At 43.3% G+C, this 24,158-nt stretch carries 20 protein-coding genes; 1 reads left to right on the forward strand and 19 read right to left on the reverse strand.

Annotated elements, in window-relative coordinates:
* Positions 1 to 75: 75 nt before the first annotated feature.
* The 12 genes from P767_RS0101930 to P767_RS0101985 form a co-directional block, all read right to left on the reverse strand.
* The gene (locus tag P767_RS0101930) at positions 76 to 510 is read right to left on the reverse strand and encodes a hypothetical protein (RefSeq protein WP_026763196.1); all 435 of its coding nucleotides are present in this window, start codon (positions 508 to 510) and stop codon (positions 76 to 78) included.
* 5 nt (positions 511 to 515) lie between these two features.
* Positions 516 to 1,655, reverse strand: a complete 1,140-nt coding sequence (locus P767_RS0101935) for an efflux RND transporter periplasmic adaptor subunit (protein ID WP_026763197.1) — start codon at positions 1,653 to 1,655, stop codon at positions 516 to 518.
* 4 nt (positions 1,656 to 1,659) lie between these two features.
* On the reverse strand, positions 1,660 to 4,818 hold the full coding sequence (locus P767_RS0101940) for an efflux RND transporter permease subunit (protein ID WP_026763198.1): 3,159 nt from the start codon (positions 4,816 to 4,818) through the stop codon (positions 1,660 to 1,662).
* Between the two features lie 16 nt (positions 4,819 to 4,834).
* Positions 4,835 to 6,223 (reverse strand): TolC family protein, encoded by a 1,389-nt coding sequence (locus P767_RS0101945; protein ID WP_026763199.1) that lies wholly within the window; start codon positions 6,221 to 6,223, stop codon positions 4,835 to 4,837.
* 87 nt (positions 6,224 to 6,310) lie between these two features.
* Positions 6,311 to 6,739: an HYC_CC_PP family protein gene (locus P767_RS0101950; RefSeq protein WP_026763200.1), complete on the reverse strand. Its 429-nt coding sequence runs from the start codon at positions 6,737 to 6,739 to the stop codon at positions 6,311 to 6,313.
* 46 nt (positions 6,740 to 6,785) lie between these two features.
* The gene (locus P767_RS0101955; RefSeq protein WP_026763201.1) at positions 6,786 to 7,136 is read right to left on the reverse strand and encodes a hypothetical protein; all 351 of its coding nucleotides are present in this window, start codon (positions 7,134 to 7,136) and stop codon (positions 6,786 to 6,788) included.
* 128 nt (positions 7,137 to 7,264) lie between these two features.
* Complete coding sequence (locus tag P767_RS0101960) at positions 7,265 to 9,538, reverse strand: multicopper oxidase family protein (protein WP_026763202.1); 2,274 nt, start codon at positions 9,536 to 9,538, stop codon at positions 7,265 to 7,267.
* An 11-nt stretch (positions 9,539 to 9,549) separates the two neighbouring features.
* Entirely contained in the window at positions 9,550 to 10,005 is a 456-nt protein-coding gene (locus P767_RS0101965; protein WP_026763203.1) for a heme-binding domain-containing protein, read from the reverse strand.
* A gap of 178 nt (positions 10,006 to 10,183) precedes the next feature.
* The gene (locus P767_RS0101970) at positions 10,184 to 10,831 is read right to left on the reverse strand and encodes a DUF3347 domain-containing protein (protein ID WP_026763204.1); all 648 of its coding nucleotides are present in this window, start codon (positions 10,829 to 10,831) and stop codon (positions 10,184 to 10,186) included.
* A 6-nt stretch (positions 10,832 to 10,837) separates the two neighbouring features.
* Positions 10,838 to 12,964, reverse strand: a complete 2,127-nt coding sequence (locus P767_RS0101975) for a copper-translocating P-type ATPase (protein WP_026763205.1) — start codon at positions 12,962 to 12,964, stop codon at positions 10,838 to 10,840.
* A gap of 13 nt (positions 12,965 to 12,977) precedes the next feature.
* A complete protein-coding gene (locus P767_RS0101980) occupies positions 12,978 to 13,508 on the reverse strand; it encodes an AAA family ATPase (protein ID WP_026763206.1) in 531 nt (176 codons plus the stop codon).
* Positions 13,509 to 13,520: 12 nt separating this feature from the next.
* A complete protein-coding gene (locus P767_RS0101985) occupies positions 13,521 to 14,363 on the reverse strand; it encodes a DUF3347 domain-containing protein (protein ID WP_245586812.1) in 843 nt (280 codons plus the stop codon).
* A 13-nt stretch (positions 14,364 to 14,376) separates the two neighbouring features.
* Between P767_RS0101985 and P767_RS18245 the strand changes: the two genes are divergently transcribed.
* The gene (locus tag P767_RS18245; protein WP_157611321.1) at positions 14,377 to 14,523 is read left to right on the forward strand and encodes a hypothetical protein; all 147 of its coding nucleotides are present in this window, start codon (positions 14,377 to 14,379) and stop codon (positions 14,521 to 14,523) included.
* A 630-nt stretch (positions 14,524 to 15,153) separates the two neighbouring features.
* Here P767_RS18245 and P767_RS0102000 read toward each other — a convergent pair.
* From P767_RS0102000 to P767_RS15345, 7 genes are all read right to left on the reverse strand, one after another.
* Positions 15,154 to 16,734 (reverse strand): efflux RND transporter periplasmic adaptor subunit, encoded by a 1,581-nt coding sequence (locus tag P767_RS0102000; protein WP_216593182.1) that lies wholly within the window; start codon positions 16,732 to 16,734, stop codon positions 15,154 to 15,156.
* A gap of 18 nt (positions 16,735 to 16,752) precedes the next feature.
* Positions 16,753 to 18,243, reverse strand: a complete 1,491-nt coding sequence (locus tag P767_RS0102005; protein WP_026763209.1) for a TolC family protein — start codon at positions 18,241 to 18,243, stop codon at positions 16,753 to 16,755.
* Positions 18,244 to 18,256: 13 nt separating this feature from the next.
* Positions 18,257 to 22,081, reverse strand: coding sequence for an efflux RND transporter permease subunit (locus P767_RS0102010; protein ID WP_026763210.1), 3,825 nt, complete (start codon positions 22,079 to 22,081; stop codon positions 18,257 to 18,259).
* Between the two features lie 64 nt (positions 22,082 to 22,145).
* Positions 22,146 to 22,739 (reverse strand): DUF3347 domain-containing protein, encoded by a 594-nt coding sequence (locus P767_RS0102015; protein WP_026763211.1) that lies wholly within the window; start codon positions 22,737 to 22,739, stop codon positions 22,146 to 22,148.
* A 314-nt stretch (positions 22,740 to 23,053) separates the two neighbouring features.
* Entirely contained in the window at positions 23,054 to 23,473 is a 420-nt protein-coding gene (locus tag P767_RS18570) for a hypothetical protein (RefSeq protein ID WP_216593183.1), read from the reverse strand.
* A 165-nt stretch (positions 23,474 to 23,638) separates the two neighbouring features.
* Complete coding sequence (locus P767_RS0102025) at positions 23,639 to 23,854, reverse strand: heavy-metal-associated domain-containing protein (RefSeq protein ID WP_026763212.1); 216 nt, start codon at positions 23,852 to 23,854, stop codon at positions 23,639 to 23,641.
* Between the two features lie 28 nt (positions 23,855 to 23,882).
* Positions 23,883 to 24,134, reverse strand: a complete 252-nt coding sequence (locus P767_RS15345; RefSeq protein WP_051416988.1) for a heavy-metal-associated domain-containing protein — start codon at positions 24,132 to 24,134, stop codon at positions 23,883 to 23,885.
* Between the last annotated feature and the right edge of the window lie 24 nt (positions 24,135 to 24,158).

Below are 24,158 nucleotides of genomic sequence, written 5' to 3' on the forward strand. Positions count from 1 at the left end.
ATTGTATGATTTGATGATTATAATAGAAATCGTCTGCCCAAATGTTGGACAGACGATATGACCAATAACCTCGTGTTATTTCGCCCCATTTTTAAATGCCGTATAATTTTGCTCATTTTCAAAGTAGGCGACCTCACCACCATCTGCAATCAGGACGATATATGCTGTTGCCTTATCCACTTTTTTCATGCTCTGTGGGTCTATGGCATAGCGCACACTTTCATCCTGTGGAATACGTTTCTTGCACATTTCACAACATCCATAATAGGTCTTTCCATCAAAGGGAACTTCCAATTGCTGTTTTCCCATGTAGGCATCATTTACCATACAGACAAGATTGCTTGGAACATGGTCGCCTTTTTTAGGTTCGTTAGTTTTTACGTTGCTTGTTTGCGTAGCTGTTGAAACTTCATTAGTGGAAGTTGCTTCATTACTTTTGTTCTGGCTACATCCGATGAAAAGTAACGTGGCAAGTGCCACGATACTCAAAAATTTGAACTGTACTTTCATTTTGATTATTTTTTATTAGGATTATTTGGTTTGTTCGGAACTTCAGTACCTTCCTGAACTTCTTCTGATCCCATTTTTAATATTTTGTCTCCCTGATTAAGTTCTCCAAAAACCTCTACCTGCTCCGGCATTATACGTCCTTTGCTCACCGGGACATTTTTGGTCTTCCCGTTCTCAACACGTATCACGTATACACCCATTCCGCTTTCAACAACTGCCGTTTTAGGAACAAAAAATGTAGGCTCCGTATTTTGTAAAGGGATAGTCGTTTCAGCAACCATATACGGTTTCAGGATATTATTCTTGTTGATGAAATCCGCTTCTATCTTTTCAGAACGGAGTTTTAAATCAAGGCTTCCCGATTTTCTGCTAACCAGTGCGATATGCTTTTGCTGGGGCTGTGATCTCACGTGGAAACGGATGGTGTCACCCAATTTTAGATAAGGGGTATTGGCTTCCGGAACGGAAAGATTTAAACGTAATTTCTGGTTGTTCTCGACCACCAACAAAGGCTCTTTGTTCATTGGTCCTACATAGGCACCCAGATCCACGTTTCTATCTGTAATTGTTCCGCTGAACGGAGCTTTGATCACCAGGTAATTGTTGATATCCTTGATCTCATTATAGGCAGATCTTGCTGCATTCAACTGAGCCTCATCGGAAAGTTTACGGGCCTTGATCTGGTCAAGTGCATCTTTTGCAATAGCTCCCTGTGTCTCGTTGGCCTTCATCGTTCTATCGTAAGTAGCTTTGGTCGAGAAATAGATGGCTTCCTGAGCTTCCAATTTCGCTTTGGCACTTGCTACCTGCGACTGGATTTCAGGTGCTTCCAATACCGCCAGAACCTGACCTGCCGATACTTTATCTCCGATATCTACACGGATACTTTTTACATAACTGTTTACTTTTGCAAACAGGGCCGTCTGTTGGTCGGGTTTTAGCTCACCGGCTAATTTCAGCATAACCTTAGGGTTGGACTTTGATATTTCAACAGTTTCCCATGGGTTCATCATCATTCCCATTCCCATTCCCATACCAGGCATGCCGCCTTTTTTAGGTTCTTCCTTTGCTGCTTCTTTTGTTTCGTTGTTGCAGGCGGTCAGCAACACTATAAATGAAGCTGCCAATATTTTTATATATTTCATTTCTTTATTTTTTTAGGTTTACAAAGTGAATACTTTCCTCATCTTCTGGATGCAGCGAATTGGATACGATGGATGCTTTTTTCTGAACCCAACCGAATACAAGTGGGAGAACGATCAATACCGAAAAAGTAGAGAAAATCAAACCACCAATCACGGCACGTCCCAACGGAGATACCTGATCTCCGCCTTCTCCAAATCCGATGGCCATCGGTAACATACCGGCTACCATTGCCAATGTGGTCATGACAATCGGACGGATACGTAATTTGGCTGCTTCTATTGCGGCTCCAAGTGCATCATTTGAAGATTTGCGTATCGTTTCGGCATTTGAAATCAATAACACTGCATTTGCAATCGATACCCCGACCGACATGATCATTCCCATATAGGATTGAAGGTTCAGCGTAGAACCTGTCAGGTTCAGGGCAACCAACGCACCCACGATTACAAAAGGAACAGTTGATAAAATTACCCACGAAACCCTGAAGGATTGGAATGTGGCAGAAAGCATCAGAAATATGACTACGACAGCGATCAATAGTCCTGAAGCAAGGCTTCCTAATGTCTCGTCCAGAACAGGAGCAAGTCCTGCAACCTCAATATTGATACCCTTTGGCAATTCACCAAGAGAAGCTATTGCTGCTTTTACGTCTTTGGATGCCTGTTCAAGGTCTTTTTTATGCAAGTTGGCTGTTACCGTTGTATAGCCCATTGTTCCAAGGTTATAACTTTCTCCCATTTCCTTGGTAGGCATTACCGTAGCAACATCGCTTAATACAGGTCTGTCCTGATTTTTGGTCAGGGGAAGATTTTCCAGTTCCTCTTTGCTGTTCAGTATATTCTGAGGGGTCTGAACCTGTACATCGTATGCAATACCCATCATACCTCCAACCCAAAAGTTTTTATTGGTATAACGTGTCGAAGCTGTTGCGGCAACCAGTGATTTAGCGATATCCTGTGCGTCCAGTCCCAACTGGGCAGCCCTTGTCCGGTCAATATTGATCTGCATTGCCGGATAGTTCATGGATTGTGGGATCTGCTGATCACGCATGTAGTCAAGTTCCTTCAGTTTTGCAAGAAGCTTATTTGCCGTCATCATGTTCATTTTCTTCATCATCCCCGAAACACGGATCTCAACAGGATTATTAGCTCCCTGGCTCAGGATTTTTTCTGTCAGTTCAATTGGTTCAAATGACAGTTGCAGATCGGGCATTTTTTCTTTGTAATATTGACGAAGTTCATCTTTCAGCTCATCTGAATTACCGTTAAATTCTTTAAGGGCAACCTGCATCAGGGCTTCATGCGGTCCCGCATTGTACAGATAGATCGGGCTCACGGCAAATGTTGAAGGGTGCTGTCCGATAAAAACCGATGATATGGCAACATTATCCTTACCGACCTTGGCTTTTAGCAGTTCAAGGAAATTCTTCACCTTTTTCTCGGTTACTTCTATGCGGGTTCCGTCGGCAGCTTTAAGCCTTACTTGAAATTGTTTGGAATTAGAGGCAGGAAGTACGTCTTTTCCGGTAATCAGGTAAAGACCGGCTCCGGCAAGGATAACGGCAATCAGGCTAATTCCCACAACAGGTTTTCTGAATTTCATCAGACCCGAAAGGAAGTTTGCAAATTTCTCCCTGAACTTTGTAAACCTGTCTTCTTTATGTGCAGGGTTTTCGCAGTTTTCAATATTATGTTTCATCATCCAATTGGCCATCACCGGAACGAAAGTCTGTGATAAAAGGAAGGAAATAATCATCGAAAAACCAATAGCCATTGCCAATGGCATAAACAGCGACCCTGGTATGCCTGTCATCATAAAGGCCGGAGCAAATACGGCAAGGATACAGAGCATGATGAGCAGTTTTGGAAAAGCAATCTCCTTACACGCATCCCATATTGCCTGTGCCTTTGTTTTACCCATGGCAAAGTGCTGGTGGATATTCTCGATGGTTACCGTACTCTCGTCCACTAATATACCAATTGCAAGTGCAAGGCCTGAAAGCGACATGATATTGATGGTCTGTCCGAAAAGTTTAAGGAACAGGACAGCAGAGATAATAGAGATCGGAATGGTCATAATCACGATCAGTGCCGCCCTGCGGTCATTCAGGAACAACAATACCATCAATCCGGTCAGCAAAGCTCCCAGTACGCCCTCTACGACAAGACTTTTCAAGGCGTTGGAAATATACACCGATTGGTCAAATTCGTAGGATATCTTCACGTCATCAGGCATATTACGCTGAATGTCCGGCAACTGTTTCTTCAGTGTGTTGACCACATCGAGTGTAGAAGCATTACCGGCCTTTGCAATATTGATATATACGGAACGTTTTCCGTCAATAAGGGCATAGCCCGTCGCAATATCCGCACCGTCCTTAACGGTTGCTACGTCACGGATATACACATTATCCACTGTACCCTTGAAGATCGGCACATCACCCAGTTCTTCAATATTCTTTACCGTATTATTGGTCGGGGTCAGATAATTTTTATCCCCAATATAGATATTCCCTGAAGGGGATGTTATATTGTTCCTGCTGATGGCTTCAACAACCTGTTCCGGAGATAGATTATGTGAACGCAACTTGTAGGGATCGATATTGATCTCAATGGTACGGGGGCTCCCTCCAAAAGGTGGGGCTGTTGTCAAACCGGGTATCTTAATCAGGAACGGACGGGCGTTGAAGTTTGCAATATCCTGTAACTGGTTATTTGTTTTTGTGTTACTGCGGAATACCAACTGCCCAACCGGTTGTGATGAAGCATCAAAACGGATGATAAACGGCGGCGGAGCGCCCGGTGGCAGGAATACCTGAGAACGGTTGGACAGTGCATTGATACTGGCTATCGCTTCACCCATTTCGGTACCTTCATAGAAAGTAATCTTCATCAGGGTAAGTCCCTGTGTATTCTTACTTTCGATGGATTTGATACCGTTGGCAAACAGCATCATGTTCACGTACATTTTTGTAAAATACCCCTCCATCTGTTGCGGTGTGTAACCGTTAAAGGAATGGGCTATATAAACTACCGGCAGGTTCATCTCCGGCAAGATGTCCACTTTCACATCTCTGGTCGCTTTGATCCCAAAGAACAGTAAGCCAAGTACAATGACTAATATGGAAAGTGGCTTTTTTAAAGCAAAACTTATCAAATTCATTGATTAAATTATTTAGTTAATGTTTTTGGGTCAATATTTCAAGATCGCCCTGTGATGATGCCAACAGCAAGAGTGCCTGCCATACATTGTTCTGGGCAATCTCGTAGTCAATCTCGGCACGGTTCAGTGCGTATAATGCCTGCGTATAATCCACTAACGTGGTCAGTCCGTTTTCGTACAATGCCGTGTGCTGTCTGTAGGCCAATTGTGCAGCGGATAACTGCACTTTGGTTTCCTCAAAGTTTTCGTAAGCATTGGCCAGCTGTGACTGGGCAAGCTTGGACTGGGCGTTAAGCTCCTTGTGCAGGAGATCATAATCCTGCTTCAATGATTGGGTAAAATACTGCTGTTCCTTTACCTTACTGTTGAAACGGTAAAGATTGGTAATGTTCCAGCTTAACGTAAAACCGAGCAGGTAATTTCCCCTGTCAATACCGACACCTTTCAGGTACGAGCCTGAATAGGCACTGTTATCCTGCATATAATTGGATTCAAAACCTGATCCACGTCCCTGAAGTACGCCAAAGGCAGACAAATTGGGAAGCCTTTGGGTCTTTACCAAGGATTCGGATTGAAGGCTCTGGTCTACCTTGCTTTGCTGTAATTGAAGCAGAGGATGTTTGCTGACATCACTATTTTCAGGGCTGAGTATATTTTTTGGTATGGTTGTACTGTATAGGCTATCAAGCTGATAGGTCTGAAATTCTTCACCCAAGAATACGGCAAGCTGCTTCGAGTATTCCAATACCTTATCATAAGATTTAATCTGCAAGGATTTTGCGTTGGAAACTTCCGCTTTGGCCAATGAAGCATCTACTTCAGGGATCAGGCCGCTTTTTGCACGGGAGTCGGTCATTTCAAAAAATACCTGTGCCCGTTCGAGGTTTTTTTCCTGCACAAACTGTAGGCGCTGGCTGGCCAATAAGTTCAGATAGGCAGCACTCGTTTTCACCTGAAGCTGGAAAATCTCCTGTTCAAGATCTGCAATGGCAGTCTTTTCTTTGGACTGTCCCAGTTTTACCTCATTCTTTATCCTGCCGAAAGTGAACAGGTTCCAGTTTACATTGGCAAAATAGAGTGACCCAAAAGCGGCATTCCAGTTCTGTTCCGCCAGTGGCAGCGAAGTGGATGCAGAAGCCAGACCTCCGTAGGCGTACATGGAACCGTGTACCATATTGATGGTTCCGAAACTCTGTTGTGCTGCAAGGGTTACATCAGGCAGGTATTGTTGTTTTTGAAAAACGGTATTTTGTTCAAACGCAGAAACTATCGATTTTTTGGATTTTATCCTGTCATAGTTTTCAGCGGAACGTTGGAGTGCATTGTCCAGATGCAGTACCTGTGCATAGCCATTAAGACTGCACAGGAGCACTACACCAACAGATGCAATGATCTTTATGTTCATTGTTATAAAAATTAGAAATTAGACATAACGAATTAAGGCATAACCCTAAGTATGGGCATGCAATTCTTAGTTTCGGAACGTCAGATCCTAAATTCTATAAACGCAGTGAAGTATGTAGAGTGGATTGCCCCTTATCGGGATCTTGGTAGAAAGGTAGGTCGGTTTGGAAGGTTCAGGGTATATTCCTGAAAATTCAAACAAGGCTCCCAATGTTTCATTCGGGATCGCTTCGCCCCAGAATTTAACCGACAGGTCAAATCCTGAATACTTATGTGCTGCATTATCTACCTTAACGATTTTGGTTTCGTGCTTACAGCAGCCTTTCTTTTTTTCCTTTAGTTCTTTATTCTTGTTAGAACATATCGGACAGGGTTTGTCCGAATCGGCATGGGTATTACTATTCGTCAGACTGTAAAGTTTTACAGCCATTCCCTTGCACATATGTGAGTACTGGATAAAGCCCGTAGACAATACCAGATATAACATGGAAAGGAATATGACGAATAGTTTTTTCATGAATTATTATGCAAATTTAATAAAAATTACAGTTAATTATACATTTTTAGCAGTTACCTGAGCAATCAATTGTCCAATCATCCGCATCATTTTCATGTACGGAAATTTTACTGATGATCTCGTCTGCTTCAGTGTCCGTGTAAGTCCCGTAACCGTTTACAAAAACGCCTTTTGCCCCATCGCTCTTATTGTGCATAGCGTAAAGGATGGCTTCGTCATCCAGATCATTCTGCCCGGTAAAACGGTAGATCTTATCAATGACCAGATCATTGATGTTGATGCAATGTTTTTCCGGCGTATAGGATGCGGAAACTTCCAATAGGTTGAAGTCTTCGGTATAACCCCGCTGTCTGAGGATCTCCATAACTTCCGATAAAGTTTTCTCTGTTGTGATCATATCTGTTCGTTTAAATTATTTGCTTTTTTTCAACTGTTCTTTTGACCGTTTTTAACGGCAGCATTTCTTTTTGAAGAATGTATTATAGATCCATTTTAAAAATTTCATTGTTTATAAATTTTAAATTATCAGTATGTCAATGCGATCCCTGCACCAAATCCCATATCGCTGTCGTAATGTGCCCTCAGGCCGATATTCTTGGTAAAAATATACCTGAGTTCACCCATATATTCCAGATCGGTATTGACCATAAATCCTGCACGCAAGCGTTTGGATATCGGGATATCCTCCCGCATCAATGATAGCCGGACAATCCCGTCATGATACACCTCGGCCTGGAAGTTTACCAGCATGGGCAAGGTGTACATTACCCCAAGGCTAACGGCACTCCGGTTGTCTTTTTTGTTGGTCTGCCCAAAAATATTTTTTTCGTGCTCATCAATACCCATTTTACGGTAACGCCAGTCAAATCCGATGAAAGGCATCAGCCATTGCATCTTGCCGATGTATCTTCCCAAATGGGTCTCCACTTCGTATCCGTGCATATCGTTATACCCTAATCGCCACTCCGTTCCCAGGCTCCATCTGGCATTCTGAAGCATGGCTTCACCATCATTACCATTGGTCGCAAAATCATTCTGTGCCATGAAGTGCGGCATATTGGCCTCTTTCTGCAATGCCCTGTATGCTTTTTGCTTATCAGGGAGATAAGGGTTTTCATAATCGCCCACAGCAAAAACACGGTTCATGCCCGCCATCATGTGGTAAAGGATATGGCAGTGAAAGAACCAGTCGCCTTCCTCGTTTGCCGCAAACTCTATCGTATCGGTTTCCATCGGCATAATATCTATGATGTTCTTCATAGGCGAATTATCACCCTTGCCATTCAATAACCTGAAGTCGAAACCGTGCAGGTGCATCGGATGGCGCATCATGGAATTATTATGGAGCGTGATACGCAATATCTCACCTTTCTTTACCGGAATTTTGTCAACTTCTGAAAGTACTTTGTTGTCCATGCTCCACACGTAGCGGTTCATATTGCCGCTAAGTGTAAATTTCAGTTCCCTGACAGGGGCATCTTTTTTAAGTGTAGTGTTTTGTGGAGATTTTAGCATCGCATAGTTCAGGGTAACGATATCGCCAAGTGCATTGGCGTTATAGCGGTTGGGGTCATTGCTCATATCCATACCGCCGTGTTTGCTATGGTCAGCTTTTTTTCCTGCCTCTCCTGTAATTTCGGGATACATCACCACATTCATATCCATCTGGTTCAGGCTCATGTTCATTCCCATATCATCCAGGTCGCCGTTCATCTTCATCATGTCGTTCATCATCTTCATCCCTTCAAAATATTTCAATTTTGGTAAGGGGGCAATCAGTTGTTTTACGCCATTTCCAATGTAATAGCTTGCCGATTGCGTTCTGTCTTCCGTAGTAGCCAATAATTCGTACGCAGTTCCTTCATTAGGAATCGTAACCACAATATCATAGGTTTCCGATACGGCTATGATCAATCTGTCTACTTCAACCGGTTCCACATCATTTCCGTCACTGGCTACCACGGTTATCTTACCGCCTGCATAGCGTAACCAGAAATAAGAGGAAGCGCCACCATTTGAAATACGTAAGCGTACTTTATCGCCTGCTTTGAGCGGCTTGCCGTCCACGGACTTCAGCTGGGGCGAGTTGCTTCCGTTGATAAGTATCTTGTCATAGTACACATCACTTACATCCATTGCAAGCATTCGCTTCCATTCATTTTTCACCTTTGTGCCAAACTGACCTTCACTGATAGCCTCACCATAGGATTGCGTAGCCCCTTTTTTGATAGCGGCCCAATCGTTGGCGTTGTGCAGCATCCGGTTGATGTTGTTCGGGTTCAAATTTGTCCATTCACTAAGGATAATAGGTACCGTTGGCAGATCATCGATCCCTTTCCTGAAGGTTTTGTCATCTTCACGTTTCTTCATGACAAAATTTCCGTACATCCCGATCTGTTCCTGCAATCCTGAATGGGAATGATACCAATGGGTACCGTTCTGGATAATGGGAAAACGATATGTATAGGTAGAACCGGGGGGAATAGGCTGTTGGGTAAGATGGGGCACACCATCTTCTTTATTGGGCAAAAATACGCCGTGCCAATGTAGTGATGTGCTTTCCTTCAGCAGGTTGTGCACGACTATCTCGGCAGTATCGCCCTCCGTAAAGGTTAATGTCGGCATCGGGATCTGCCCGTTTACCGCAATGGCCCTTTTTTCCTTACCTGCATAATTCACAAGGGTATCCTTAACATAAAGATCGTAATGCACTACTTTCTGGGCGAATAGTGTATGTGTAAACAGTAGCATAAATACTGTCTGTACTGTTTTTATAATTATATTTTGATGTTTGTACATTGTTCCAAATTTTATTTATCGCTGTCTTCCATAGCTTCGAACCACTGCGTTAAAGTCCGTCTGTCTTCCTCTGAAATAGCGGCATCACGGTGGATCAGGGTGTAAGACGACAGTGGCATTTCTCCATCTTTTATCTGTCCGGCTATAGATCTCAGTTTGCTGCGTTTCCTACGTTGAGAATAATCGCCAAACTCGCTGAAATTCAGTTCCTGTTTCCCTTTACGGATATGGTCTGCCATATACCATGCTCCCGGCTGGATGCGACCATACCATGGATACCGGGTATTATTGCTATGGCAGTCATAACAGGATCGAACAAGGATTGCCTTTATATTTTGGGGTACGGCATATACTTTTTCAAAATGAGCTTCAGTTACTTCCTCCGACTGGTTTCGCAACGGCTGGAAGAACTGTATACCGATCAGGATGACAGCCACCCCCAAAATAATTTTCTTTTTTAGACCCATTATTACATTGCTTATCCATTACCGGGCAACAGTACAAAATTGAGGATTCTAACAGACCCGGCTATTGTGATTTTTCTTGTTAGATTTGTGAGATTTACTGATTTCTCAGTAAATCTCACACAATTAAGCCCATCTGCAAATTCAAGCTATACTACCGGCAATGTGATCCATATTGGGTTTACTTGGCAGCAATGGTCTTCTGCACATTACCACAAGTCAACATTTCTGATCCATAATATGGATTCTTGATGTCCTTGCTTTCACTCAGCCATATCGCTCCCTTATTATCATTGAACATGGGGCAATGATCCTGATATAAGATCTGGGACGCACCGAACAATGCTATCAGGTCTTTCAGGTCTTCACTAAGGGATGAAAGATGTTCACGCTGGTGGTGAATGTTGCCTGCATTCTCACCGATATGTTCTGCATGTTCCTTGGCGTCATCAGCTATATCCATATATTTTTGATGTTTATCGGCAGGTACGGACTGCATGTCCACTTTGTTTAAAGTCGCCAACAGTTTTTTGCCCGCACTTGCGGCAGCTTTGTCATTATCCGATACCAGAGCATTCTTCAATGACAGGTAATCTGTTACGATAGGTGCAATGGAAAAGCTATTGTTATCGCCCTGTGCTGTTGATGTCCCGTCTTCAATAGTAGCTGAATCGGTTGCTTTCTTTTCTGACTGTTGTGTAGATTGATCTTCTGCTACAGCCGTTGAACCGTTTTCAGATTTTTCCGAATTTTTATTGGACGACTGGTTACAAGATACTGCTATTGTCATCAGTACAGCAGCGGATATGGATAGTGTTATATTTTTCATTTTCTGTTACTTTTTGATTTTTAATAAACTTGCATTGATAGCCACAACAATTGTGCTCACACTCATCAGTACAGCACCCATAGCAGGGCTTAAAACAAAATTCGGGTAAAGCAGACCTGCTGCAAGGGGGATGGCTACCACGTTGTAGCCAACGGCCCATATCAGATTCTGAACCATTTTCTTGTAGGTAAGTTTTCCAAAGTCTATCAGTTTCACGATGTCTTTCGGGTCGCTATCGACCAGTATAATGTCAGCCGTTTCTGCCGCTACATCGGTTCCTGAACCAACTGCGATCCCCACGTCAGCCTGTGCAAGTGCGGGAGCGTCGTTCACACCATCACCGGTCATGGCTACGATTTCTCCTTTTGCCTGAAACTCCTTTACCTTTTCCTGCTTGTTGTGCGGAAGCACATTTGCCAGATAGCCATCCATACCTAATTTTCCGGCTACGGCGGCAGCAATTTTCTCATTGTCCCCTGTCAGGAGAAATGATTTGATGTCCATTTTTTTCAGCTCATCAATCGCAGCCTGTGAACCCTCACGGATACTGTCGGCGAGGGTAATGATTCCGATAACTTTGTTTTCGATCAGTACGAAATTTACGGTTTCTGCCTCCTGGTTGATCTCAGCTGGGATTTCGGGCAATGAAAGCTTGTTTTCGCTAAAATAGTTCGGACCTGCCGCCACGACATTCTTACCGTTGACAGTTCCCCGTACGCCAATACCCTGCATATAGCTGAAGTTCTCGGATTTCCATAAAGCAAGTCCTTTTTCCTTCAGTTTAGCGATCATACCTTTAGCGATGTGATGCTCAGAGTTTTGCTGTACAGCGGCAGCGTATTGGATCACTTCGTCCACACTGTACTCGTCCGTTAAAGGAATAACCTTTTCTACCGCATGGGAGCCTTTGGTAAGTGTTCCCGTTTTATCAAAAATAATGGTGGAAAGCTTTCTTGTGGTTTCAAATGCAGTACGGTTTCTGATCAACAGTCCGTTTGTGGCCGATAGGGTCGTGGAAATAGCGACTACCAAAGGTATAGCTACCCCTAAAGCGTGCGGACAGGCTGTTACCATTACCGTTACCATTCTTTCCAGGGCAAAAGCCATATCGCCCGTGCTGGAGAACCAGTAAACGAATGTAATGATCCCGACGGCTATGGCAATAAAGGTCAGCCATTTCGCTACCTTATCTGCAAGGTTCTGGGTATTTGATTTTGTTGCCTGGGCTTCCTGTACAAGGTTGATGACCTTATTCAGGTAACTGTCTTTACCAACTCCCGTTACCTTGATCTTAACGGCACCGTCACCATTGATGGAACCTGCTATTACTTTATCATTTACCTCTTTCTTAACGGGAACGCTTTCTCCGGTAAGCATACTTTCGTTGATATAAGAAAGCCCTTCGGTAACCAGCCCATCGGCAGGAGTCTTTTCACCCGGTTTGATAATAACCGTTTCTCCGTTTTGCAGTTCTTCCAGTTTTATCTTTACAGCTTCACCGTTTCGCTCTACGGTAACACTGTTGGGAAGCAATGCGACCAATGATTGCAATGCTTTGGATGCCGCCATTTGGGAACGCATTTCCAGCCAATGTCCCAAGAGCATGATATCTATAAGGGTAGCCAGCTCCCAAAAGAAATCCATACCTTTCAATCCCAGTGCCACGGCTACCGAATATACATAGGCAACGGTAATAGCGATGGCTACCAGAGTCATCATGCCGATAGCTTTGGCTCTGATTTCTCCGACCATGCCTTTTAGGAAAGGCATACCGCCATACACATAGATTATTGTTCCCAGGGCAAGCAGCACATAGTTGTCGCCCGTAAATTTCAGGTTAAAACCAAGCCAGTGCTGTATCATGTGCGATAACAGCAGGATAGGAACCGTAATGACCAGACTGACCCAGAACCTTTTCAGGAAATCGCCTGTATGGTGGCCCGCATGTTTGTTGTAATCGCTATGGTTATCGTGGTCATGATGATGGTCATGTCCATGATGATGCCCGTGGTGAGCGGTATCATCGTGGTGATTGCCTGCACCCATTGGCACCAGGTCCATTCCGCAGAGCGGACATTTGCCGGGTTCGTCTTTTATCACCTGTGGGTGCATCGGGCACGTATATTTTTTCATGATCGATTGAAAATTAAAGATTGTTAAGAATAAACTGAACCCGTTCTTCCGGCGGAAGTACGGGAACGTGGACTACGGGCAGGGACAGGGATTCATAGACCTCTATGATCAGTGAATGTATGTGAAGCTGTTCACTTTCATTTTCCGTACGTGCGTAATCCTTGATAAAAGGTAGCCTTTCAAGTATGAATACTTTTTTGTAATCAACTTTTGTTAAGGCATCATTTATAAGGTCGTCGGGTTGCAGACCCAAAAAACGATAATAGGCAAGGGCATCGGGAATTGCCCTGTCCAGAAACACGGTTTCTTTTGGATCAAGATCTGCTTCCTGTTCAATCTGCATCCTGAGTACACCCTGCTGAAATTCCAGCTTATTTTCCCTTATTTCCTCTACGGTTTTACCACCGACGGCCATCGTATCGATGTAATGTCTTGCGTGTTCAATTGCCGTATTATATCCCTTTTCGGATAAGAGGTTCACTACCGTAGTTTTTCCTGTAGAAGGTCCTCCGGTAATGACGTACCAATTTGTATTGTTCTTCATGTAACGGGCGTGTTATTTTATGGTTTCAACAATACTTCCGCAGGTAAGCATCTGGGAACCATAGTAAGGATTCTTGACCGTATTTTCTTTACTGAGCCAGTTAGCACCACCATTGAACATCGGACAGTGCTGATAGTAAACAGGGCTGTCCTGCTTGGAAACCTTAGCAAGCTCATAAACGGTTTTTGAAAGTTCAGAGAAAGATTTTCTTTGTCCCGAAATATCTTTTGCAGCAATAATCTTATCCACGCTTGCGCCAAAATCCTTTACATACTTTTCCCATATTGTACGTTCTTCGGCAGAAAGCTTCGCTATATCCACAGCCTTGATCGCTTTGGAAAGCTCTGTAGCGTTTGTCTTTGCCGTATTTCCATCGGTTTTTACCAGCGCATCTTTCAGGGAAAAATAGTGATCGAATACCTGTTTTAACTGTGGGATGTCCTGTGCAGGTTCGGCATTACTTGCCTGGTTGGCATGATGGCCTATATGCTCATCCGGTACAGAAGCTTTCTGTTGCTCTTTGTTGACATAAGCTTTTAGTGTCCGCTCATATTGGCAACAGCCATGCAGCTTAGCATAGGCATCGTCCGGAGCTAAGAATTTTTCGTTATCATGACCTGCCAGCGCAATGCGTTTGAGGATCTCGTCGGTATTGGTCTTTTCACTGTCATAGGTAATTTCGGCTTTCTTGGTCTTTTCATCCCAATTTACCAGTGCAATATTTTTAACATTGCCTGCTTTTGCGATTCTTGCCCTGCACATCTCGCATTCGCCATAGATGTGTAGGGTTTCTGTTTTGGCATTTTTGATCTGGGCAAAACTGACAACTGAATATAGCGATAGTACCATCGCCATAAATATTTTATTTATGGATTTCATTAAAATAAAAATTACTGAATTAGATAAAATGTTGATAGTCTATTCTTTCAAAAAAGATATGAAAGGACGTACTTTTGGCTATACAGCCACCATTTTAGCTTATTTTAGGGGGGAGCCAGATAGAGGAATAGCCTGAAGAATAGTAGGTTTCCTTGAATCCGAATTTTTGTTTTTTTGCTTCCGCAAAATAGCTCTTGTCTCTGATTTCCAAAACTACGGGCAGCCCCATGGAAGAATAGGAATTACTGTTATGACATGATTGGTCTTTACAGTTTCCGCTGCAATGCCCTTTGTCTTCCCTGCTTTTTTTGCAGGACTTGGTTTTACAGCAATCTTTTTCCCTGGAATCCTTGGATTTTGTTTTTGAGCAGGATGTCTTTTCGGTTTTTGCTGAATGTTTGGCACAGGCATAGGACTGGTTAGGGATCAAAAAGAAACCTAAGCAGAAAAAAATAATTATGCCAATATGTATGCTCAAATTTTTCAACATGACAAAGTTAAAAATAAAATTATTCTGTTACAGTAGTTTGTATCTTTTTTTTGCCGTTTTACAGGCGTATATGATAAAATATTAGCAATATCATATTCATTCTTATTAATTGTTTTAAAAATTGAATGCCCCGTTAAAAAGATTTTCATCTTCCAACAAAGGGCATTCAAAATCTTTGTTCTTACTTTCTAACAGTACAAAGTTGGCATATCCTTGATTTTACAAGTTGCGTTTTTCTTTGTTTGTTTTACAAAAATTACGCTTTGCGTTTTACGCTTATCGGTCATAGTGACAGCAACTTGGTAAAGCATCGTAAACAGATTTTGGGGCTTTATCCAATTCCGTATCGTGTCCTGCTCCGGCAATAGCTTTACTTATCTTACTTTTTGATGTCTGTTTTGGATCAAAATCAAGATGTATGACCTTAGCTTTCATATCCCAATTTGCGTTGATTACACCTTTCACTCCTTTTGCGGCTTTCTCTATACGGCTTTTACACATCTCGCATAATCCCGAAACCTTAAACATTTCATGGGATTTCTCGCCTTTGTGCTCTTTGTGTTCGGCAGTGCCATGATTGTGCCCTGTACTTGCTACCGAAGAGCCGTCATTGTTCATCATACTCTGTTTGCCTTCCAGCTGCGCACTTGCGTCTATGGTGAAAGCACCGTTGGTTACGATTTCATCTCCGTCATTGATCCCTCCGGTAACGACATAGCTATCCCCAAGGGAAGGTCCTAAATCTACTTCTCTCAATAAAAATGCAGGAGATTCAACATTGGGTTGTTTGACATAAACGATGGAACGTTTCCCTGTCCATAGAACAGCCGATTTTGGAATAACGATTTCGTTATTGAACTGCTTCAATGCGGCAGTTACGATAGCATTGGCATACATCCCCGGTTTTAGCTGCATTCCCGGATTGGCAGTTTCCACCCTAACTTTTGAAGTACGTGTTGTGGGGTCGAGCAATGGGTCAACGAAGGATATTGTACCTGAGAAAGATTTTCCCGGCATGGCCTGTAAGGTAAACTCCAATTTCTCTCCGACCTTTAAGAATGGAAGATCAGTTTCATAAGCTTCAAACATTGCCCAAACCCTTGAAAGGTTTGCTACGCTGAACAATACGCTACCCTGACCAATGTAGTCTCCCTGGTTTACTTTCTTACTTGTAACAATCCCGCTTGAAGTAGCTTTGATCTCAACAAGGGGATTCACTACCCCTGATTTTTCTATTGCAGCAATCTGTCTATCCGTCAATTTCCACAAACGAAGTTTTTCCTTTGCGGCGGCCAATAATGCAGGTTGATATCCCTGCATTTTTACGGCTTCCAATAGTTCCTGCTGTGCACTAAGTAGTTCAGGTGAATATATTGTGGCAATGGTCTGTCCTTCACGTATGGTTTCTCCCGTGAAATTGATGAACAGTTTTTCTATCCTTCCGTTTACGTGTGATGTCTGGGATTGCGAAAGACGTTCATCTTCCTGTATCGTACCATACAGCCGTACTTCTTTAATGGGATTTTGGCGACTGACCACGGATGTCTGGATATTAGCCAATGCTACTGCTTCTTTTGAAAGCTGGATAGCATTATGGTCTATGGCCTCATCACCACCCCCCGACGTTTTTAATGGAATCAGATCCATTGCACAGATGGGACATTTCCCCGGTTTATCCATTTTTATCTGTGGGTGCATGGAGCAGGTCCAGACTTCTTTTTCCGCTCCTTCCTTTGAATGGTCGTGCGTAGAATGATCTACTTCACCTGATGAGCCACCAAAAATCAGCCAGCCCAGCAGCAGGCCGACCAAAAGGATCGTACCGTATTTTAAATACCTGTTTTGTATGATGTTCATTATCTTGGTTTTCATAATCTAATTTGTTTTTGCTTGTTCATCGTCTTTGAATGAAATCAGTTTTTGGATACCTGCAACCATTGTGTTATACTCAGCTATAGCCTCTGCTTTTTTCAACTGATAGTCCAATAACTGACGTTGTACCTGTATCACATCGCTCAGGTCGCTTTTACCTGTAATAAACTCCTGGGTTATTAAATTATAGGTAGCCTGGGCAAGCTGGGACTGCTTTGCATAGAGCTCTATTTTTCGTGAAGCATTATCCAAAAGATGTTTGGATTGATATAGTTCTGCTTCCAAAGAGTTCCGTGTATTGTCGTATTCATCACGGCTGGCCTGCCACCAATATTTACTTTCCTGTTGCTGTGCCCTGTACTTGCCACGATAAATAGGTATCGTTAAAGAAACCATTGGCATAATCATATCCTTTCCGTTCATACTGGTGATAGGTAACTCATCCATTCCCATACCCATTCCCATCGGCTTACGCTTTCCGATCATCATGTACTGAAGCCCTACGCCAATCATGGGATAGCTCATTTTTTTGTCCATTTCGGCTTTGGCCTTAAAAGCTTCTCCTTTTTCGACCAGCATCCCCAGCATGGGGTTCTGCTCAGTTATCTGATCCATTGCGGATGCAATATCGAGCGAAAATGGAATTTGGGTAAGGCTATCGGGCAAAATGACCTCATGGTGTGCAGGACGGTTCATTATGGCATTAAAAGCTGCTTCCGCTGCTTTAATTTCCGAAAGATAACTTTCTATGTTATTGTCGATCTCTGCTATTTCCAGTTGGATTCGAAGTACATCCGACATACCGGAAGATGCGGGCATATTATCTCCCATACCACCGCCCATCGGAGCCATTGCGGGCTGGTTACGGTTGCCGGGCTGATTGCTTTTAGCTCCCATACCACCCATGCCGGACATACCACTGTTAGAACTACCCTGAGAGGTGATTACAGGCTGTGGAGACGGCACCGGTGTATTGGTAGTGCCTTTTCCTCCCGATGCCGAAAACTTTCTCAATGCAAGCTGTTCCAACTGTTCAAGGTATTTTTTATTTTCACGGTTGTTGTTCAGCTGTTCCTGCAAACGGCATAGTATAAACCATTGTGTATATACCTGTAGGTAAAGATTATCCCTGCTTTGCCGGAACTCTTCGAAAGCCATTTTGGACATATGTGTCATTTCGGTACGGGCTGCTTTTCGTGTACCGAACCAAGGGAACATCTGCATCACCTGTACATTCCCGTATTGTCTTCCATCTATAATCTCCATTGGCTGAAGGAAAAATCCCATATCCAATTGGGGATCGGGAATGGCTCCTGCCTGCGGGATTTTTTGTAACGATGCCTGATAGGCCGAAAAGCTGGCTTTTACACCCGGATTGTTTCGGGCGGCTACTTCCAGGTAGTGGCTCAATGAATCGGTCTGCCCAAACGTAACGCCCGTTATGACCGAACACAGAAGCATCGTTATTAAATATTTGATCTTATTTTTTGACATAATTTATTTCGTTTTATTCGTTAATATGCCCCTCTTTTTTAATGACCCATTCACGCCACCAGCATTGCAGTACAGGTACGACAAACATGGTCATGGATTGGATCAGCATACCGCCAAAAGTTGGTATGGCCATGGGAACCATAATATCGGAACCCTTACCGACAGAGGTCAGAATAGGCAAAAGGGCTATAAGGGTAACTCCGGTGGTCATGGCAGCTGGTCTGACACGTCTTCTACCTGCATAAACAACAGCTTCCCTGATGGATTCCCTGGTACGTGGATTACGCTCGACAAAGGTGTCGTGTATGAATGAGCCCATCAGCACACCATCACTCGTAGATATGCCAAATAAGGCGATGAAGCCCACCCAAACGGCTATACTTAGATTGATCTGGTGTATTTGGAACAGCTCCCGCATCTGCACATCGCCAATCGAAAAGTTGAGGAACCAAGGTTCCCCATAGAGCCACAGGAAGATAAAACCTCCGGCGAATGCCACGAATACGCCCGAAAAATGTATCAGGGATGCCGTAACGCTCTTGAACTGAAAATAGAGGATGACCAGTATAAGGATAAGTGATAATGGTATCAATATCATCAGACGGTCGCTGGCTCTTTGTTGCTGTTCATAGTTTCCTGCGAACTTATAGGTGACTCCTTTAGGTAGTTTTATCTCTCCCGAGCTTATTTTTTGCTTCAGCAGATTGTCGGCTTCCCTGACCACATCAACCTCTGCGGCATTCGCTACCTTGTCAAAGATGACATAGCCGAGTAAGAAGGTATTTTCACTCTGTATCATCTGTGCCCCCTTGGTGTATTGGATATCGGCAACCTCTTTCATCGGTATCTGTGCTCCGATGGCTGTAGGAATAAGCAGTTTGGAGAGTTCTTCTGGATTCTCCCGTAATTCCCTTGGATACCTTAATCTTACAGGGAACCGTTCACGACCTTCAACCGTAGTGGTAAGTGGCATACCTCCGACAGCAGCACTGATGACTTCCTGCAAATCAGCCACAGTGATGCCGTAACGGGCCATGTTCTGTCTGTTGAGCTTGATTTCTATATACGGTGCACCAACAGCCCGGTCATAAAAGACCGTTGAAGGAAGTACGGACGGAACTTCCTTTAAAGCAGCTTCCAGTAATTTTCCACCCGCTTCAATGGATTCAAGGTCAGGACCCGACACCTTTAGCCCCATCGGAGCCCGCATACCTGTAGAAAGCATAACCAGTCTTGCTTCTATAGGCTGTAATTTGGGTGCAGAGGTCAGTCCTGGCATATGGGATACGTTAACTATTTCCTGCCAGATATCATCGCTTGTCTTGATGTGAGGTCTCCATTGCCTGAAATAATCGCCTTTTTCATCAATGATCAAACTGTCGGCAGGAATCAGACGGAATCCGTTTTCGGGATTGTAGATGCCTCCATTTTTAAGTATGAACTCATCCTTATTATTCACCTTGAACCTCATACGGTGCCCGTCTTCATTCACGATAAATTCAGGTCTGTAATTGATCACATTCTCAAACATCTGGGTCGGTGCCGGATCGAGGGCCGAATTTGCCCGTCCCCATTTTCCAACTGTAGTGACCACTTCGGGAATGCTGCTGATCCGTTTGTCCAACGCTCCTATGAACTGAAGGTTCTGCTCAATGCCTGTGTGGGGCATACTTGTTGGCATCAACAGGAATGAACCTTCGTTCAGGCTCGGCATGAACTCCTGTCCGATACCGGGGAATTTGCCGGATGCACTTTCCCAGAAGGCGGTCTGCCTGAAATTTTTCCATCCCAATGTTTCAAAGCCTTTGGCGGCAAAGCCGAAAACGGTATTGAAACCAAGCCAGATGGTAATACCGAACAATAGGGTCAGGACAGGGATCATCATAAATTTAAGACGATTGTCCAGGCACCATCTTATCAGGCGTTCATAATTAGCAATAAGCAATGAGAAGAAGCCCAATATCAATGCGATACAGGTCGCTACAACAAGCAGGTTGGAAATGAACCCTGCCTGCGGACCGACCGGGAGCCATTCGGAAGTGAGGAATGACACTGCTCCCAATATTGCAATTCCGGCATTGATATAGTTCGGGATCTTTTCATCCTTCCATTTATGGGCGAACAGGTTATTCAATCCAAATAATGGCAGGATCAGAGCGATATAGGTACCTGTTGCCAGAAATAGTATAATTCCTCCGGCGACAAGCAATATGTTCAGTATTTTACGGATTTTTTTTGAAGATACCTTTATCGAAAAGAAATAATACGTTAGTGTTGGAACGATCATCATCCCAAGTACAAGAGCCGATATCAGGGTAATTGTTTTGGTATAGGCCAATGGTTTGAAAAGTTTACCTTCCTGTGCTTCCAAGAAGAATACCGGCAGGAAGCTGATAATAGTGGTCAGCATCGCAACGATTGTAGGTGTAGACACCTCACTCACACTTCTGAATATGAGATCCACAAATGCCTTTCCTTTGGTAACTCCTTTATTCTCCGGTTTTTCCATGTGCTGTATGACATTTTCGACAAAGACCACACCTATATCGACCATAACCCCAACGGCTATGGCAATACCGGAAAGAGCAACAATATTGGCATCGATATTCAACAGCCGCATGACTATAAATGTGGTCAGCACCGCTATGGGGAGCAAACTCGATATGACTACAGATGCACGTAGATTGACAATAATGATAATGATGACGATGATGCTGATCAGTATCTCGTGAGAAAGGTCTGTTTCAAGCGTTCCTATGGTTTCCATAATCAGACCGGAGCGGTCATAGAACGGAACGACCGTTACTTTGGAAACAGTACCGTCGGGTAGTACCTTTTCCGGAAGACCCGCTTCTATCTCCTTTATTTTTTCCTTGACGTTTTCAATAACATGCAGTGGATTTGAACCATATCTGGCTACAACAACGCCACCCACCGCTTCGATACCTTCTTTGTCCAATCCGCCCCTGCGGGTAGCAGGCCCGAGATTGACAAATGCTACATCTTTTATTTTTACGGGCACTCCGTTCTGAATACCGACCACAGCCTCTTCCAGATCGGATACGTTCTTGATATATCCCAATCCTCTGACAAGATATTCTGCTTTATTGATCTCGACCGTTTCTGCACCGATATCCAGGTTGCTTTTTTGAATGGCTCCCATCACATCCATAATGGAAACGTTGAAAGCCCGCATGGCATTGGGATTAATCTCTACCTGATATTCCTTTACAAAACCTCCAACGGAAGCAACCTCGGAAACGCCATCAGCGGACGAAACCGAATAGCGGACATAAAAATCCTGAACCGTCCTGAGCTCATCGGGATTCCATCCTCCAGCAGGTTCCCCGGTCTTGGGATTTCGTCCTTCCAGTGTGTACCAGAATATCTGTCCAAGTGCGGTAGCATCGGGTCCAAGACCTGGCTGAACGCCTTCGGGCAAGGTGCCGGGCGGTAAGGAATTCAGTTTTTCCAAAATCCTTGACCTGCTCCAATAGAACTCTACATCCTCTTCAAAAATGATGTAGATGAAAGACATACCGAACATCGATGTACTACGAATGGTTTTCACTCCCGAAATACCCAAAAGTGAGGTGGTGAGCGGATAGGTTATCTGATCCTGTATGTCTTTGGGAGAACGCCCCATCCATTCTGTGGCAACGATCTGTTGGTTTTCCCCATAATCGGGAATGGCATCGACAGGTACCGGATCTCTCGGTAGTACCCCTGCCTGCCAATTAAATGGAGCTGTTGATAGTCCCCATATAATCAGCGCTACAAGCAATAACAATGTTATTACCCTGTTTTCAAGAAAATACTTGATTATTTTATTAAGCATAACATATTCAGTTTTACAATCGGCATACAGGTTCCGCCCTGTATGCCGGGGAATTTTGTTGGTACTATTTTAACTCTTCCTGAATCTCGCCACAACCCAGCATCTCCTGACCGTGGTACGGGTTCTTGATCTCTTTGATGCTGCTCAGCCAGAAAGCACCTTTTCCGTCGTTGTACATCGGACAATAGACTTTATAGATGGTCTTTTCCGAACCGAAGGTTTTGGTAATGTCGTACAGGTCGTCGCTTAGTCCGACCAGGTGTTCCCTCTGGTGTGCAATGTTTCCGATGTTTTCCTGTATATGTTCTGCGTGTTCCTTTACATCTGCTATGATTTCATCGTACTTGGAATTTTGCTCGGCAGTAAAATTCCCGGTATTTATATTTGGTATAGCTTCTAAAATTCCTTTGGAAGCAAGTGCGGCTTCCTTGTCGTCATCGGAAGATAGGGCTAAGGCAAGATGTTGATAATGTGAAAAGAGTTCTGCAAAATTGTCTTTTTTAGCAGCTTGGTTTTCCTGTTGGGATGCAGGTGTAGCTGAAACATTGGCCGGATCGTCCTGTTTTGCCTGTTCCGATTTATTTCCCGTGTTCTGATTACATGCTGCCATAAAAAGAGTGAATAAAGCCATCAGGCCTGAGATATATCTATTTTTCATTGTATGATAATTTTGAATGTTTTAAATTGATTTGACTAAGCAATATGTCGTATCAGATACGGCAATGCTGTATCTGTGCGGGTTGGTCCGGTAAAATTCTTTGTAGGTTGATGGCCGTACGCCATCTCTGTTCTGTTAAAACAATGACGGACAGCAATACTTTAGAAACACATTTCTAAAGTATATTAAACGCCAAGAAAGCAGTAGCTAAACATTTACGAAACTAAAAAGCTATGCACCACTACCGGAAAAGTAATTGGAAGGTATAGCGTGTAGATACGACAGGTCACACCATTGGCTATACAGGGTGGTTTTTAGCTTATTTTAGGCGGTAGCCAGATAGAGGAATAGCCTGAAGAATAGTAGGCTTCTTTGAATCCGAATTTTTGCTTTTTTGCATCTGCAAAATAGCTTTTTGTTTTGATCTCAAGGAATATAGGAAGCCCCATTGAAGAATAGGACGTACTGTTGCAGGATTTGTCGTTGCAATTACCGCTGCAATGTCCGTTTTCCTTCTTGCTTTTTTTGCAGGATTTGGTCTTGCAGCAATCTTTCTCTTTATTATCTTTAGATTTCTCTTTATGACAGGACTTCTGTTCTGTTTTAGCAGAATGTTTGGAGCATGCAAAACTTTGGCTGGGCATCATAAAGAAGCCCAAACAGAACAACGTAATAATCCCGATATGTATGCTCACATTTTTCAACTCGGCAAATTTAGAAATAAAATTATTCACTTACAGAAGTTTATCCATTTATTTATCATTTTTGAAGATTGTGGAATGAATATTTGCCAAAATATTATTTAATAATTTGCATTGGTAATAAAAAACGAATGCCCCTGTCTAAAAGATTTACATCCTTTAACAGTGGGCATTCTATATTTAGAGGATTGTTAACGCTTACAAAGCCTCTATTTTAAATCCTGCTTTTTTCACGGTCTCGATCACTTCGTTTTCCGTTACGGCTTCGGATGTAACTGTAAGTATCTTATCTTTATTGGCGGTATCTACCTGCCATTGCCCCGAACCTACGGTCTTATCCAAATGAGGTTTTACCGATGCCACACAACCACCGCAGTTGATGTTGGTTTTGAATTGAATTGCTTTATTTTCCATTGTCTTAATTTTTTATAGTGATTAATTCTTATTTACTGCAACAGCCTCCCTTGGACTTTTCCGAAGTGTCGCAATTTTCTTTACCGGAAACGGAATAACCTGCTTTTTCGATGGCTTTTACGACTTCCTCCTTTGTGTCCTCGGATGCAACCGAAACTGTTATTTCACCTGCCTGCAAATTGTCTATCTGTACACCGTTGATATCCTTGACTGCGTTGCTTACCCTTGTTTGGCAATGTGTACTTTGCATGTCGGGAACGCTTATTTTAAACTGTTTCATTGTATTGTTATTTTATAGTGTAAA

It is taken from the genome of Sediminibacterium salmoneum NBRC 103935 (assembly GCF_000511175.1).
Classification (GTDB): Bacteria; Bacteroidota; Bacteroidia; order Chitinophagales; family Chitinophagaceae; genus Sediminibacterium; species Sediminibacterium salmoneum.

Excerpts from the sequence above, each read along its gene's own strand:
- P767_RS0101930 (WP_026763196.1), bottom strand. The coding sequence starts at position 510 with ATGAAAGTACAGTTCAAATTTTTGAGTATCGTGGCACTTGCCACGTTA.
- P767_RS0101935 (WP_026763197.1), bottom strand. The coding sequence starts at position 1,655 with ATGAAATATATAAAAATATTGGCAGCTTCATTTATAGTGTTGCTGACC.
- P767_RS0101940 (WP_026763198.1), bottom strand. The coding sequence starts at position 4,818 with ATGAATTTGATAAGTTTTGCTTTAAAAAAGCCACTTTCCATATTAGTC.
- P767_RS0101945 (WP_026763199.1), bottom strand. The coding sequence starts at position 6,223 with ATGAACATAAAGATCATTGCATCTGTTGGTGTAGTGCTCCTGTGCAGT.
- P767_RS0101950 (WP_026763200.1), bottom strand. The coding sequence starts at position 6,739 with ATGAAAAAACTATTCGTCATATTCCTTTCCATGTTATATCTGGTATTG.
- P767_RS0101955 (WP_026763201.1), bottom strand. The coding sequence starts at position 7,136 with ATGATCACAACAGAGAAAACTTTATCGGAAGTTATGGAGATCCTCAGA.
- P767_RS0101960 (WP_026763202.1), bottom strand. The coding sequence starts at position 9,538 with ATGTACAAACATCAAAATATAATTATAAAAACAGTACAGACAGTATTT.
- P767_RS0101965 (WP_026763203.1), bottom strand. The coding sequence starts at position 10,005 with ATGGGTCTAAAAAAGAAAATTATTTTGGGGGTGGCTGTCATCCTGATC.
- P767_RS0101970 (WP_026763204.1), bottom strand. The coding sequence starts at position 10,831 with ATGAAAAATATAACACTATCCATATCCGCTGCTGTACTGATGACAATA.
- P767_RS0101975 (WP_026763205.1), bottom strand. The coding sequence starts at position 12,964 with ATGAAAAAATATACGTGCCCGATGCACCCACAGGTGATAAAAGACGAA.
- P767_RS0101980 (WP_026763206.1), bottom strand. The coding sequence starts at position 13,508 with ATGAAGAACAATACAAATTGGTACGTCATTACCGGAGGACCTTCTACA.
- P767_RS0101985 (WP_245586812.1), bottom strand. The coding sequence starts at position 14,363 with ATGGCGATGGTACTATCGCTATATTCAGTTGTCAGTTTTGCCCAGATC.
- P767_RS18245 (WP_157611321.1), top strand. The coding sequence starts at position 14,377 with ATGGATTTCATTAAAATAAAAATTACTGAATTAGATAAAATGTTGATA.
- P767_RS0102000 (WP_216593182.1), bottom strand. The coding sequence starts at position 16,734 with ATGAACATCATACAAAACAGGTATTTAAAATACGGTACGATCCTTTTG.
- P767_RS0102005 (WP_026763209.1), bottom strand. The coding sequence starts at position 18,243 with ATGTCAAAAAATAAGATCAAATATTTAATAACGATGCTTCTGTGTTCG.
- P767_RS0102010 (WP_026763210.1), bottom strand. The coding sequence starts at position 22,081 with ATGCTTAATAAAATAATCAAGTATTTTCTTGAAAACAGGGTAATAACA.
- P767_RS0102015 (WP_026763211.1), bottom strand. The coding sequence starts at position 22,739 with ATGAAAAATAGATATATCTCAGGCCTGATGGCTTTATTCACTCTTTTT.
- P767_RS0102025 (WP_026763212.1), bottom strand. The coding sequence starts at position 23,854 with ATGGAAAATAAAGCAATTCAATTCAAAACCAACATCAACTGCGGTGGT.
- P767_RS15345 (WP_051416988.1), bottom strand. The coding sequence starts at position 24,134 with ATGAAACAGTTTAAAATAAGCGTTCCCGACATGCAAAGTACACATTGC.